The following is a 14,248-nucleotide window of genomic DNA, read 5'->3' on the forward strand; positions in this document are numbered from 1 at the left end:
TCAGATGCATTTAATCAAGGCTTATTTTGCGGTAAAGGTATTATAGACGTTGAAAGATTTAATCAAAAGCTAAAGGGAAAATTGCCCAAAAATCGAATTCTTAGTCATGATCTTATTGAGGGAGCATGGCTTAATACAATAGACAGTGACGCAGTGTTATATGAAAATACACCAGCAGATATCAAAACACATCTAAACCGTTCTATGAGATGGACTAGAGGGGATTGGCAAAATATCGGGTATTTGAAAAATAAAGTAAAAGATGAATTTAATAGGACGATAAAAAATCCCATTAATCTTTTGTCAAAATGGCGTATTTTTTCTAATGTTAACTACAGCCTTGTTTATATATGTGCGCTTTTTTTATTGCTTATTTCAGCATTTATAGGAAATGTTTCATTAATTACTTTTGGGTTGTTTTTGAGCTTTGATTTTATTTTGATATTGTATTCTTTATTGTTTAATTCATTCAAATCGCGATTTACTTATGCTTTTTTGAGAGAAGCCAAAGAAGCATTTTTACGGGCAGTAATTTTTGCAGTATGCCTGCCGTATATCGCGATTAATCTTTTAGTTGCTATTTTGCAATCATTGTATCGAATGATAATCTCAAAAAGAAATCTATTGAAATGGAATACCTATGCACATTCATCTTTGGATAAAAAGGATACAATGTCTTTTTGGGCTAAAGAACTTATTTTACCTTGCCTAATAACTTTTTGGATATATGCGGCTTTTTCATTTCTGATGTCGGGTATAAACGGAATTTTAAATAGCCTGTGGGCATTGATATTTTTATTTTCAATTCCTGTTGCATATTTTTCGTCTTATAGAGTCAATAAACCTACTTTGATACAAGATGATGATAAAGCACTTTTGTTTGATATCGCAAAAAGAACATATGAGTATTTTGTAGACTTTGGTTTAAAATCAGATAATCAGCTTATATGCGACAATTATCAGGAAAATTATATACAAAGTTCTGCAAAACGCACTTCACCAACTAATATAGGGTATCAGATTTTGAGTGCAATCTGTGCCTATGACCTCAAAATTATTGATTATTTTGAGATGTATAATACTTTGTCTAATATTATAGGCGTAGTATCTAAATTAAAAAAATGGAGAGGAAATCTATATAACTGGTACGATACTCAAGATCTAAAGGTTATAAGAAATTATATTTCTACTGTCGATAATGGCAATTTACTTGCTGCCTTGATTGTGGCAAAACAAACGCTGAAGAAAAAAGATGTGTTATATATCAAAATAAAAAGATTAATAGATAAAATGGATTTGTCCAAGCTTTATGACTATAACAAAAAATTATTTTATTTGGGAACTGATACTAGGACTTACGACAAAATCCATTATGATCTTATGGCAAGCGAAGCAATGCTTACCAGCTTTTTGGCTGTTTGCCTTAACAAAGTACCAAAAGAACATTGGCATCATCTTTCGCGTACATCAGTAAGATATGACGGCAACACTTTGTTTTCATGGAGTGGTGGCATGTTTGAGTATTTGATGCCTTTTTTGTTTTTAAAAGCTAGAGAAGGCTCTATGCTGTATCAATCATCAATAAACTGCGTCAATTCTCAAATAAGATATACAAAACAATTAGGTTACAATATATGGGGAATATCCGAATCTCAATATTTTGCAACAGATAATCTAAAAAATTATCAATATAAAGCGTTTGGAGTGCCGTATATTGCCCTGAAAAACTCAGACGATAATTTAGTCATCTCGCCATACTCAACAGGTCTTGCCCTTGAAATCAACCCAAAACAGGCAATAAAAAATATCCATAAATTAATTTCGTACGGGCTTATGGGTAAATATGGATTATATGAAGCAATGGATTTGACTGAAGATGAGCATATAAACAAAACCTATATGGCACATCATCAGGGAATGATTTTATGTGCGATTGACAATCTTCTTAATAATGATATTATCAGGCAAAGATTTATGTCCGTTCCCGAAATTCAGGCATTTGAAATAATGCTTTTTGAACCTGAAATTGACTATGCTAGAAGAAAAAAAATATATAAGCCTATGCCTGTATTTGGACTTGATCCTATTACAGAAACAATAACTCATCAGCCTACACTTCCTGCCTATAATTTACTTAATAATGGAAGATATTATCTTGCGTTGGATTCGCAAGGAAATGGCTGTGCAGTCTTAAATGGAATTACTTTAAATAAAGAGAATAATTATAATCAGGGCGTCAATGTCTATATTAACGGTAAAGTAATTAGGCTTATGTCACAAGCACAAACAATAATTCAAAATAGCTCGTATTGTTTGTATAAGTATGAATATAATGACTTAGTTTTTGAGCTAAAGATTGCTCTAATGCAGGATTATGACGGCGAAATAAGATGCTTAAAAATAACTAATGACAGTGAAAATGAGATTTCTTTGCGTGCTGCGTTTTTTGTTGAGCCTGTTTTGACCTTTGCGCAAAATTATTATGCTCATCCTGTATTTAACAACATGGTTGTGGTAACCAAGAAGTTAGGTGATAATATCATTTATGCATATCGCAATAATGATAAGCATCCTGTTTATTTTGCCGCATCTTTGGCAGAAGGCAAAACATTGTATGAATCAAATAGATTTAATTTTCATACAAGAAACGGTTTGGGCTGGATATATCTTAACCAAGAAAAAGCAGATAGCTTTGGAGAAATTTTGGAACCTGTTTTGGGCGCAATACAGAATATAAAGATACCGCCTATGAAAAAGGCGACAATTAATTATATTTTGGTTGCAGGTTCGAATTTGGACATAATTAAAGATGCGATATGCGCGTATAGTACAGAAGAAGGTATAGAAAAGGCTATAGATACTTCGACTATATATCTAAAGCAGATGTGGAAGACTTTTTCTCCAGAAAAAAATCTTATGTGCACTGTTAAGACAATGTTTGCGCGTTTGAAGACATGTGCAATTAATTATGAATATGATTATTCAGATCTGCATGATGACATAAGGACTTTATTAAAAAACGGAATAAATGCAGTTAATCCAATAATATCGTTCTTTTATAGGTCAGAAAATACCAATGATTTGTTAAAGACTGTTGAGATTTTCAAATATTTGTCAGCATTTGGGTTGAAAATAACTTTGGTGTTGCTGTATTCAGAACCTGAGATGTATATAAATCCAATGCTTAGTGAAATAAATCGTGCAATTGATAGATTGTCATTAAGACAGATGGTTTCAGAAGGCAGAATCAATATTATCAATATAACAAGGATCGACGAAAATATTGTCAATATTTTAAAAAGAGTATCTCAATATTATTTTGATGGTGTATTCAAAAGCGATACTAATGCTTCTGTATATCCTTCAAAACTCAAAAAGAAAGATAAACTTTATCCAACAAAACCTATAAAAAACAAAAATTTGAATTTTGAATTGGGAATGGGTGGATTTATTGACCAAACCGCATACTATGTTAATCTTACCAAAGACAATACACCGTTGCCTTGGAGTAATATTATTGCTGTTAATGGCTTTGGAACACTTATCACAGAAAAGGGCGGCGGATATACATGGTCAGATAATTCTAGAGAAAGTAAGCTTACAGTCTGGCAAAATGATGTTATTTTTGATAGAAATTCTGAAGAAATTATCATAAGGGATGAAAACACTAAAATATCATGGAAAGCGACCAAAGATAATTTGGAACAGGCACATTATACCGTAATTCATGATTTGGGAGAAACTGTTTTTGAAACATCATATAACGGAATTTATTCAAAAACGTCAGAGTTTATAGATATTGATGCTAAAGCCAAGATTTTTAATATAAGTCTATCTAATACCTCTCAAGCAGATAGAAAGATAAGTATTGCCTTAAATCTTGAACTTGCTCTTGGCGTCAATTCTTATGAAAACGGTGATAAGCTATTTTTTAAAAAAGAAAATGCAAAGATACTTGCATATAATGCGATTAATAATCTCAAGGCATATCTTGGAACAGATCAAAAAGAATTTGATTACCTGTTCTCTTCAATGGATTTTGATTACTGGTGTTCTGGAGGAGAATGGATAAATTTAAGTTGTTCAAGACCGTGCCTAGCATTAAAAGTAGAAACTGAGCTTAAGTCTGACCAAACTAAAGAAATCAATTTTTGGTTATCTGATAAAAATTATGAACTAAAAGATGTAAAGTCAATTAGAAAAAAATGCTTAGATTATTTTAAGAATCTGACATGTATAAAAGTATCTACGCCGTCTGAAGAAATTAATAGACTGTTAAGCCGTTTGCCTTATCAGGTGCTTTGTTCTAGGTTCTTCGGAAGATGCGGTTATTATCAGGCTGGCGGAGCTTATGGTTTTAGAGATCAATTGCAGGATTGTCTGACTGTTCTTTATATCAATTCAGATCTAGTTAGAGAGCATATTATCCGATGTGCGTCTCATCAGTATGAAGAGGGTGATGTACAGCATTGGTGGCATCCACAAAGAAAAGGTACACGAACTTTTATGACTGACGACTTGTTGTTTTTGCCTTTGCTTGTGGCAGAATATATTAAATATACAGGCGATTTTGATATTTTGGATGAAAAAGTGCCATATTTGCGTTCGCCGGCATTAAAACCAGGAGAACACAGCAGATATGAAGAACCTGAAATATCTCATATTTCGGACACTGTCTATATGCATTGTATTAGGGCTTTTGAAACTGCAATATTAAGAAGAAGCCATAGGGGCTTATCTTTAATAGGTAGCGGAGACTGGAACGATGCTATGGATAAAGTCGGACCAAAAGGCGAAGGTGAGAGTATTTGGCTTAGCATGTTTTTGTGCTATTGTCTAAATGAGTTTTTACCACTTGTGCGGTCAGCTGCTTTGATCTCAGAATATAAAAATGAAATCATAGAACTTAAAAAAGCTGTTAGAGAATACGGTTGGGATGGAGAATGGTACAGACGAGCATATTTTGATAACGGATATCCTTTGGGCAGTATTGACAGTAAAGAATGCAAAATAGATATCTTAAGTCAAGCGTGGGCAGTCATATCAAACATAGGAGATGATATAAGGGCAAAAAAAGCCTTAAGTTCAGCAGAAGAACGCCTTGTCGATTATGAATATAAAATAGTAAAATTAATGGATCCGCCTATAAAAGAACTTGATGCTGGTTATATAAGCAATTATCCAAAAGGCGTTCGTGAAAATGGAGGACAATATACGCATGCTGCTGTTTGGTTTGCGCAAGCGCTTATATTGAACGGACAAAAAGATAAAGGATATAAGATATTAGATCTAATAAACCCTATGACTCATACCATGACATTTGATGATGTTCAAAGGTACAAAGGAGAGCCTTATGTAATGGCTGCTGATGTTTATTCTAATCCTTTGTTTTTGGGACGTGCAGGATGGACTTATTATACCGGAACAGCTTCTTGGATGTATAAAGTATTGATTGAAAATGTTTTGGGTATAAAAAGAAGAGGCAGGAAACTATTAATAGAACCGTCATTGCCTTCTTCATGGAAAGAATGCGAAGTGATATATAACTATGACGGCAGTGAAATAAAGATTAAAATAGTCAATAAGGGAAATAATCAGCCAACTTTATATATTGATGATAGAATTTATTACAATATTAATTATTTAACGCTTAATCATTCTTTAAGCCGGAGTAAGATTGTTGTTGAAATATAAACATATGTTATGTTATAATAACTTCATGGATTTATTTAGTATGGCTGCTAAATCAATGGCACCTTTATCCGAAAGGGTAAGACCCAAAACTTTGGATGAATTTGTAGGCCAAAAGCATATTGTAGGTAAAAATTCACTTTTACGTCGTGCCATTGCGGCGGACAAGCTTGGCAGCTGTATTTTTTACGGCCCGCCTGGAACGGGTAAGACGACTTTGGCTAATATTATCGCCAATACATCTAATGCCTATTTTGAGAAGCTAAATGCAGTTTCCAGCGGGGTTGCCGATGCAAAAAGAGTAATTGAAGAAGCAGAAAATCGTCTCAAACTTTATTCCCAAAGAACTTATCTTTTGCTTGATGAATGTCATCGTTGGAACAAAGCACAGTCAGACAGCGTGTTAGCAGCAATAGAAAAGGGCATTATAATTTTTATAGGCAGTACGACAGAAAATCCTTATGTGTCTATGACTCGCGCTATTGTATCAAGATGCCGTATTTTTGAGTTTTTGCCAATAGACCAAAATGATATTATCGATTTTTTAAAACGTGCTGTAAAAAATCCAGAAGGTTTGGGCAACCTAAAACTTGAAATAGATGAAGACGCTTACAAACATTGGGCTTGGGCATGTTCGGGAGATTTGAGAACAGCTTTAAATGCACTTGAATTAGCTGTAATGACTACTCAGCCATCAAAAGACGGAGTTATAAGGATTGACAAGACGATTGCAGAACAGTCCATTCAGGCAAAGGCATTATCAATTGATCAATCTATTTATTATGATATGTTAAGTGCTTTTTGTAAGTCGTTAAGAGGTTCAGACCCTAATGCAGCATTATATTGGGCTAATAGATTGATTATGGCTGGATGCGACCCTTTGATAATAGCAAGACGGCTTATAGTTCACGCAAGCGAAGATGTAGGGCTTGCTGATTCTAATGCTTCATTAATAGCTGTTAATGCCTATACAGCAATAGAAAAACTTGGAATGCCCGAAGGTAATATTCCGCTTACTCATGCAATAATATATGTATGTCTTGCGCCCAAGTCTAATTCTGTTGTAGTTGCTATGGGCGCTGTAATGGACGCTATAAAAAATACAAAAGATGATAATGTGCCGCATTATTTGAGAGATAAAACCTATCCGCATGTTATCGATGATAAAAGTACATACAAATATCCGCATGATTTTGGCGGTTATGTAGAACAGCAATATTTGCCTGACAGTTTAAAAGGTGCAAAATTTTATTATCCATTAAAAAATGGCGATGAACCAAAACTTATTGAAAGATTGAGAAATGAAAAAAATAAGAACAAAAATAAAAAGTAAGAAATGCCTAACTCTTTTATGTTTTTTATAAATTTATCTTTACTTAATGATAACTTTGTAGTAACAATATAATCAGAGTTTGGCTCATATTATCTAATTAAAGGAGATTATTATGAAAGAATTAAAAGGAACTCAAACTGAAAAAAATCTAAAAGAAGCATTTGCCGGCGAATCTATGGCAAGAACTAAGTACACTTTCTTTGCTTCTGTAGCAAAAAAAGAGGGTTATGAACAGATTGCTGAAATTTTCTTAAATACTGCAGATAACGAAAAAGAACACGCAAAACTTTGGTACAAAGCTTTGGGTTTGATAGGTGATACAGCAGAAAATCTTGTTTCAGCTGCAGCAGGTGAGAACTATGAATGGACAACGATGTATGCTGAATTTGCAAAGACAGCTAGAGAAGAAGGCTTCCCTGAAATAGCAGCAAGAATGGAATTAGTTGCTAAGATTGAAAAAGAACATGAAGAACGCTACAAAAAGCTTCTCGACAATATCCAGAACAACAAAGTATTCGAAAGAGACGAAGAACAAGTATGGATTTGCCGCAACTGCGGACATATCTTCAAGGGTAAGAAAGTTCCTAAGGAATGCCCTGTATGCAATCATCCTAGTGCATACTTTGAATTAAGAGCAGAAAACTATTAATTTTTAGTTTAATTAATAACAAAAAAGTCCCATATTCTTGGGACTTTTTTGTTATTAAAAAACATTAAAGAATTTAATCACTGCATAAATCATTTTCTAATTTTTTTGCCAAATCAAGGTCATAATGTTTGGCTGAAACAAAGCTAAGTGCTTCTCTATATCTAATAATTAATCCGCAAAGATTTTGCTTTCTTCTAATAGGTCCAGCAATAGTCTCAATATGTTGAATTGCAGATTTTTTGATTATATAAGTATTTTTTATATAAGATCCATTGCTTACCAATATCAAATCATTGTTATAACCTAAACCTGCATTAAACATCATAAGCAATTGACCTATTAAAACCAAAACAAAAATTGCTATCGATATTGCAGGTGCCACCATTACTGGAACATCCAGTTCAACAAAGATGATATTAATAAAAATTTCTGGGATTAAAATTAACAGCATGGGTATCCAAATAAAGTGAAGCATACGATGTCTTTTGGGCTTTATGACTTCAATTTCTTTAAAAAATTCATCTAAATAATTTTGCATAAATGGTTTCAAACGAGCAATTTTTATCATTGGAATCAATTCTTTTGTAGGTATACTTTCTTTGTTGCTATTATCACCCATAAAATTACCAACAAAGGACAAATTCAATTCTGCATATTTAAAGATTCTTTGAAGAATTGATTGTTTAATTATCACGGCATTGATTTTGATTATATTTATAGTGTAATTTTTTTGATTAATCAAGCCATGTTTTAGATGTATTTGATCTTTATTTCTTACTATTGAAAAATTATAATATTTTAAGATAAGAGCAACTACTCGAATTATATAAACAAATAATTCTAAAGCTATTATTCCTAAAATTTTCCACCCTAAATACGAACTATTGAATCTTGTAAAATCTAGTTCAAAAGAAGTTTCTTCAGGGCTTATTTCTTGAAACTTTCCAAAGAAAAGCAATATAAATAACACCGTTACAATAGATAATATAATTAATAAACTACCTGAGGATAGTAAGGGCATTAGTATTTTTTGTTTTAAACTAAATTCTTTACACTCAGCTTTACCTATTTGAACCAAAGAATATTTTTGAGGGCGAGGAAAGCTTTCAACTTTATGTTCTTGAGGATTTTTTAGAATATAATCAAAATAATTTTTTAGAACATCAGCATAAGAACGATCTAAAACCAGTTTGATTTCAGAACCAGCTGAAACGACGCTTCCGCTATTAAAATTTAATTTTGAAATTCCAAAAATCAAATCAATTAAATTTCTTTGAATTTTTATATTACTGATTTTATCAAATCTTACACTTACCTTATTTTTAAATATTATTCCATAAGAGTAAATAATTTCTGAATCAGTTACATAAAAAGATTTTGTTTTCCATGATAAAAAGGGAATAGCAATTGATAAAAGAATTAAAGCTACAATAACCAAAATGGTTATTGTTTTATGCTCTTTAAAAAAAACAAAATTTGATACAAATGGACCACTAAAAATTAGAAGTATTGCAAGCCAGTTCAGCAGGCTTATAATAATATATTTTTTTGAAAATTTAAATTTTTCAGACACTGGTATTTTCCGCCTTTTCCAATTTTTTGTCAAGACATGATTTTACTTGATCAGCTAATAGCTCTGCGGTTTGCTTTTTTACTCCTACAATTCTTTGAACTGAACCTGCTGAATAAATATTAAGACTTCCCAATCCAAAAATACGTACAATAGGGCCTTGCATTATTTCAATATGCTGAACTCTTTTTATGGGAATAATATCAGTGTTTAGAAAAATCACGCCGTTTCTTACGACAATTTTATTTTCGCTTATATAATATCCATAAATTTTATAAATCCAAAATGGAAAAGCAAAGGTCAATAAAGCAAAAAACAAAGTCAGCAATCCTGCCAATACAGTTACAAAAACAAATAATGTGAAATTCACATATAAATAAAGATTTCCAAGTCCAATTCCTATACCTATCAGATAAATCAAAAAGAAAAAACTTCTAGTTATCAGTCTTACATAAATCATCTTTTTTTCAATTTTTTGAAAATCCATAAAACCCGCCCTATTTTTATTTTTTATACAAATTCATATTAACAAATTTATTGTATTAGGTCAATATTTAAAATTTGATAAACTTTTGATTAAATTTTCAACAAAATAGTTTAAAAAAAACAAAAATGCTCAATAATTCTATAATTAAAAGTCTTTAAACTTTATAAGGGAGTTTAAGTATGAGAATAGAAAATAAGTTATTTAACAACACATTGTATATCGCTATTTATGGCGAATTGGACGAATACACAGCAGTCTATACGCGCAATGAATTAGACAAACTTATTGATCAAAATGACATGAAAAGAGTAGTTGTTGATTTGTCCGAACTCACTTTTATGGATAGTACGGGGGTGGGCATAATGATAGGGCGTTTTAAAAAGCTAAGAGCTAAAAACATACCGATATTTATAGCCAATCCCAGCAAAACGGTCGACAAAATATTTTCTATGACCGGGCTATATGAAATTATGCCCAAAATCGGATGACAAGGAGCAAAAGTTATGAAAGTTGATAATGAAATGACACTTATTATTCCTGCTCTTTCAAAAAATGAATCCTTTGCGCGAAGCACAGTTGCTGCTTTTGCGGTTGATATGGATCCAAGTTTGGAAGAAATCAATGACATAAAAACTGCTGTTTGTGAGGCGGTTACTAACAGCATAGTGCATGGTTATCAAAAACAAGGTGATGGTTTGATAACTATCAATGCCAAAATCATAGGCAAAGTCTTACATATCACTATAAGTGATAATGGAGTCGGTATAGAAGATATAGATAAGGCAAGGCAGCCATATTTTACAACCAAACCTGAAGAAGAACGTGCAGGAATGGGCTTTACAGTAATGGAAACATTTATGGACACGTTAGAAGTGCTGCCAAATGAAAATGGCGGTCTTAAAGTCATAATGACCAAAACTATAAAAGGATAATTTTTCCGTCTTAATAAATATTGGAGATATGCCGGTGCTTGAACACGATGAGACAATTGAATTAATTGCTAAGGCTCAAAAAGGGGATGAAGAAGCCAAAACCAAATTATTGGTTCATAATTCGCCTCTTATTAAAAGTATAATTAGACGTTATATGAATAAAGGGGTTGATTATGACGACTTATATCAATTGGGCTCAATGGGTTTTTTAAAAGCTATCAAAAATTTTGATACTTCATACAATGTTAAGTTTTCGACTTATGCCGTACCTATGATAGCAGGCGAAGTCAAGAGATTTTTAAGAGATGACGGTTATATAAAGGTTTCTAGGTCATTAAAACTTATATCAACAAAAATCAATCAATTTATTGATAATTATAAAAAGCACAATGCAACTGATCCAAGCATAGAAATGCTGTCCAAAGAATTTAATCTTGAGCCCCAAGAAATTGTATTTGCTATGGATTCGGCAAAAGTTCCTATTTCACTATATGAAAAAAATGATGATTCGGATTCGTCACCAGGGCTTATAGATAAAATATCAAGTGAAAATGATAATTCAGAGGATGTTTTGGATAAATTGATTTTATCAGATATAATTAATGATTTGACTGAGCGCGAAAAAAAGATAATTATGCTAAGATATTATCGTGATAAAACTCAAAGCGAAATAGCTGCACAGCTAGGAGTAAGTCAAGTTCAGGTTTCAAGGTTAGAGAGTAAGATAATTGAAAAAATTAAAGCACGTTTTTTACCTCAAAAGCCTAAAACTTAAGTATATTCGCTTGTAAAGTATTTTTGAAATGTATATAATAAAAGCAATAGTTAAAAACTTAATAAAAAAGCGATGAAAAGCTGTGATCAAAAATGTTCTTTCAGAGAGCTGATGGTTGGTGAAAATCAGTAAGAAGTTTTGGTCTTATCCACTTTAGAGCTGCAAGGTAAAAGAACCTTGAAGGGTATGCCCTATATAGCATGTTGAGATGGTCGCAAAATAATTTTTTGCGGCAATTTGGGTGGCAACGCGGATCCTTCCGTCCCATGTTTTGGGATTGGAAGGTTTTTTTATTTTATATAAACATTAGGAGAGAAAAAATGATTGACATCAAATTTTTGCGAAATAATCCTGAGATTGTAAAAGAGAACATCAAAAAGAAGTTTCAGGATCAAAAATTGCCTTTGGTTGATGAGGTAATTAAACTTGATCAAGAATTTAGAGATGTTAAGGTCAAGTGCGATACATTGCGAAGCCGCAGAAATACTATCAGCAAAGAAATCGGCGCTTTAATGGCTAAGGGCAAAAAGGAAGAAGCAATAGAAGCAAAAAAAGAAGTTGAATTAATGGCTAATGAGCTAACAGAACTTGAAAAACAGGAAGAGATATTAGCCAAAAAAATTAACGATATTATGTTGGTTATACCAAACATAATTGACGATTCTGTTCCTATCGGAAAAGACGACAGCGAAAATGTTGAAGTGGAAAGGTTTGGAGAACCAGTTGTTCCTGATTTTGAAATACCGTATCATGTTGATATTATGGAAAGGTTAAACGGTATTGATATTGACAGTGCAAGAAAAACTAGTGGTAACGGATTTTATTATCTAAAAGGTGATATAGCAAGATTGCATTCGGCAATTTTGTCTTATGCTAGAGATTTTATGATTGACAGGGGATTCACTTATTATATACCGCCTTTTATGATTCGTTCTAATGTCGTAACAGGTGTAATGAGTTTTGCCGAAATGGAAAATATGATGTATAAAATCGAAGGCGAAGATTTGTATCTTATCGGTACTAGCGAGCATTCAATGATAGGAAAATTTATTGATACCATATTGCCCGAAGATCAATTACCTCAAACTTTGACCAGCTATTCGCCTTGTTTTAGAAAGGAAGTAGGTGCTCATGGTATAGAAGAACGAGGCGTTTATCGTATTCATCAATTTGAAAAACAAGAAATGGTAGTTGTTTGCAAGCCTGAAGACAGTATGAAATGGTTTAAACAACTTTATCAAAATACTATTGATTTCTTTAGATCTCTTGATATTCCTGTAAGATTATTAGAATGCTGCTCGGGAGATTTGGCAGATCTAAAAGTTAAAAGCGTGGATGTTGAGGCATGGTCACCTCGTCAAAAGAAATATTTTGAAGTAGGAAGTTGTTCAAACTTAGGCGATGCTCAAGCAAGACGACTTGGAATACGTATTAAGAGCAAAGAAAAGGGTAATTATTTTGCTCATACTCTTAACAATACTGTTGTTGCACCGCCTAGAATGCTCATAGCTTTCTTGGAAAACAATCTTAATGCTGACGGTTCGGTTAATATACCACAGCCTTTACAAATGTATATGGGCGGAAAATCAAAAATTCGATAAAATCAAATGTTATAAAAAAACGGCTTTTAAAAGCCGTTTTTTTATGTGTTTACATGTAATAGACATTAAATACATCAGTATCGATAATGGGCATAATTGGTCTAGGCTTTTTTCTGTTTGTTCTTGGATCTCTATGTTCAGGTTTATTTATAGGATGAATTTTATAATCATTATTGTTGTTTTGATAATTTGATTTTTCTAAATCATCATTCTGATCAAGATATGCATTGTCTTCATTGGGTTCTTGAGGTAGTGTAGTGTCACTATCAGAAACTACATATTGTCCATGTTTTAGACTTTTTACAATATTACCATTATCGTTTTGAATTGAGTACTCAATATAAACAATATTTAGCTTAGGCTTATTTTCTACAACTTCTTCTTGCATGCCGTCAGCAAAAACATTTTTGGAGCTGATATTTATTATAGTTCCAGTCAATAATCCTAAAGATAATAATAGAACTAATAATTTTTTCATTAGTTTTTTCCTCCTTGTTTGCCTTTATTTTTTGCAAAAATTTGGAAATTATTTATTTTTAATTCAAAAGTTATATTTAACGATAAGTTAATAATGAATATTAGCTTCTAGATTTTGGGATATTAATATCAAAAAGAAAAGGAGCTAAATATGAAAGTTTATAAAGATAAACAGAATCCGTTTTCCAATATAGAAGACACAGAATCAGTAATAAAAAGCACGTTTGTAGAGGAGAAAAATCATGGAGATACCCAGCGGAGAAAAGTTTAAGGAAAAGCATAAAGAACGAAATAAAAAATATACCGATTATGTAGAACTTGTCTCACCTAAGCAAACTACATGGAAATCTTTATTTAATGCCTATTGGATAGGCGGTTTGATTTGCTTGCTTGGGCAAGTGCTTTTTGATTTGGCAAGATTGATATTTAAGGTGTCAGAAGATAAGGCATCGACTATTGCCCTTATTGTTTTGATATTTTTAACTGCACTTTTAACAGGCATAGGTATATTTGATAAGATAGCGTATTATGCAGGTGGTGGTACATTTTTGCCCATAACAGGGTTTGCTAATGCTATTTCTAGTGCTGCAATAGAATTTAAGGCGGAAGGGCTAATTTTTGGTCTTAGCAGCAAATTTTATACAGTAGCTGGACCAGTAATAGTTAATGGAATTTTGTCTTCATTTATAGTGGGATTGATATATTACATAATAGGCTTATTTTAGGTGAAAAG

At 32.3% G+C, this 14,248-nt stretch carries 11 protein-coding genes and 1 other annotated feature; of the genes, 8 read left to right on the forward strand and 3 right to left on the reverse strand.

Going from position 1 to position 14,248, the window contains the following annotated elements:
* The 3 genes from VIL26_00435 to VIL26_00445 form a co-directional block, all read left to right on the forward strand.
* Positions 1-5,694, forward strand: a 5,694-nt coding sequence (locus VIL26_00435) for a glucoamylase family protein (protein ID HEY8389413.1), incomplete at its 5' end; no start/stop codon positions are given.
* Between the two features lie 25 nt (positions 5,695-5,719).
* The gene (locus tag VIL26_00440; GenBank protein HEY8389414.1) at positions 5,720-7,024 is read left to right on the forward strand and encodes a replication-associated recombination protein A; all 1,305 of its coding nucleotides are present in this window, start codon (positions 5,720-5,722) and stop codon (positions 7,022-7,024) included.
* A 112-nt stretch (positions 7,025-7,136) separates the two neighbouring features.
* Positions 7,137-7,673 carry a rubrerythrin family protein gene (locus tag VIL26_00445; protein ID HEY8389415.1) on the forward strand — a complete coding sequence of 179 codons (537 nt, stop codon included), beginning with the start codon at positions 7,137-7,139 and terminating at the stop codon, positions 7,671-7,673.
* Positions 7,674-7,746: 73 nt separating this feature from the next.
* Here the strand turns inward: VIL26_00445 and VIL26_00450 are convergent, their stop codons facing one another.
* Together VIL26_00450 and VIL26_00455 are read right to left on the reverse strand one after the other, a co-directional pair.
* Positions 7,747-9,246, reverse strand: coding sequence for a PH domain-containing protein (locus VIL26_00450; protein ID HEY8389416.1), 1,500 nt, complete (start codon positions 9,244-9,246; stop codon positions 7,747-7,749).
* Positions 9,239-9,730, reverse strand: a complete 492-nt coding sequence (locus VIL26_00455) for a PH domain-containing protein (protein ID HEY8389417.1) — start codon at positions 9,728-9,730, stop codon at positions 9,239-9,241. Before VIL26_00455 ends, VIL26_00450 begins: the two co-directional genes overlap by 8 nt.
* 179 nt (positions 9,731-9,909) lie before the next feature.
* Between VIL26_00455 and VIL26_00460 the strand changes: the two genes are divergently transcribed.
* From VIL26_00460 to serS, 4 genes are all read left to right on the forward strand, one after another.
* Positions 9,910-10,218 carry an STAS domain-containing protein gene (locus VIL26_00460; protein HEY8389418.1) on the forward strand — a complete coding sequence of 103 codons (309 nt, stop codon included), beginning with the start codon at positions 9,910-9,912 and terminating at the stop codon, positions 10,216-10,218.
* 15 nt (positions 10,219-10,233) lie between these two features.
* Positions 10,234-10,662, forward strand: coding sequence for an anti-sigma F factor (gene spoIIAB, locus VIL26_00465; protein HEY8389419.1), 429 nt, complete (start codon positions 10,234-10,236; stop codon positions 10,660-10,662).
* 28 nt (positions 10,663-10,690) lie between these two features.
* Positions 10,691-11,437 (forward strand): SigB/SigF/SigG family RNA polymerase sigma factor, encoded by a 747-nt coding sequence (locus VIL26_00470; protein HEY8389420.1) that lies wholly within the window; start codon positions 10,691-10,693, stop codon positions 11,435-11,437.
* Between the two features lie 63 nt (positions 11,438-11,500).
* Positions 11,501-11,707 (forward strand) — a binding site (T-box leader).
* A gap of 50 nt (positions 11,708-11,757) precedes the next feature.
* Positions 11,758-13,038 (forward strand): serine--tRNA ligase, encoded by a 1,281-nt coding sequence (gene serS / locus VIL26_00475; GenBank protein ID HEY8389421.1) that lies wholly within the window; start codon positions 11,758-11,760, stop codon positions 13,036-13,038.
* Positions 13,039-13,087: 49 nt separating this feature from the next.
* Here serS and VIL26_00480 read toward each other — a convergent pair whose 3' ends face one another.
* The gene (locus tag VIL26_00480) at positions 13,088-13,516 is read right to left on the reverse strand and encodes a hypothetical protein (GenBank protein HEY8389422.1); all 429 of its coding nucleotides are present in this window, start codon (positions 13,514-13,516) and stop codon (positions 13,088-13,090) included.
* 241 nt (positions 13,517-13,757) lie between these two features.
* Here VIL26_00480 and spoVAC point away from each other — a divergent pair, with 241 nt between their 5' ends.
* Entirely contained in the window at positions 13,758-14,240 is a 483-nt protein-coding gene (gene spoVAC, locus VIL26_00485) for a stage V sporulation protein AC (protein ID HEY8389423.1), read from the forward strand.
* Positions 14,241-14,248: the final 8 nt, after the last annotated feature.

This window comes from Clostridia bacterium (genome assembly GCA_036562685.1).
GTDB lineage: Bacteria > Bacillota > Clostridia > Christensenellales > DUVY01 > DUVY01.

Coding starts and splice junctions, on each gene's coding strand:
- VIL26_00440 (HEY8389414.1), top strand. CDS start 5,720: ATGGATTTATTTAGTATGGCTGCTAAATCAATGGCACCTTTATCCGAA.
- VIL26_00445 (HEY8389415.1), top strand. CDS start 7,137: ATGAAAGAATTAAAAGGAACTCAAACTGAAAAAAATCTAAAAGAAGCA.
- VIL26_00455 (HEY8389417.1), bottom strand. CDS start 9,730: ATGGATTTTCAAAAAATTGAAAAAAAGATGATTTATGTAAGACTGATA.
- VIL26_00460 (HEY8389418.1), top strand. CDS start 9,910: ATGAGAATAGAAAATAAGTTATTTAACAACACATTGTATATCGCTATT.
- spoIIAB (HEY8389419.1), top strand. CDS start 10,234: ATGAAAGTTGATAATGAAATGACACTTATTATTCCTGCTCTTTCAAAA.
- VIL26_00470 (HEY8389420.1), top strand. CDS start 10,691: ATGCCGGTGCTTGAACACGATGAGACAATTGAATTAATTGCTAAGGCT.
- serS (HEY8389421.1), top strand. CDS start 11,758: ATGATTGACATCAAATTTTTGCGAAATAATCCTGAGATTGTAAAAGAG.
- VIL26_00480 (HEY8389422.1), bottom strand. CDS start 13,516: ATGAAAAAATTATTAGTTCTATTATTATCTTTAGGATTATTGACTGGA.
- spoVAC (HEY8389423.1), top strand. CDS start 13,758: ATGGAGATACCCAGCGGAGAAAAGTTTAAGGAAAAGCATAAAGAACGA.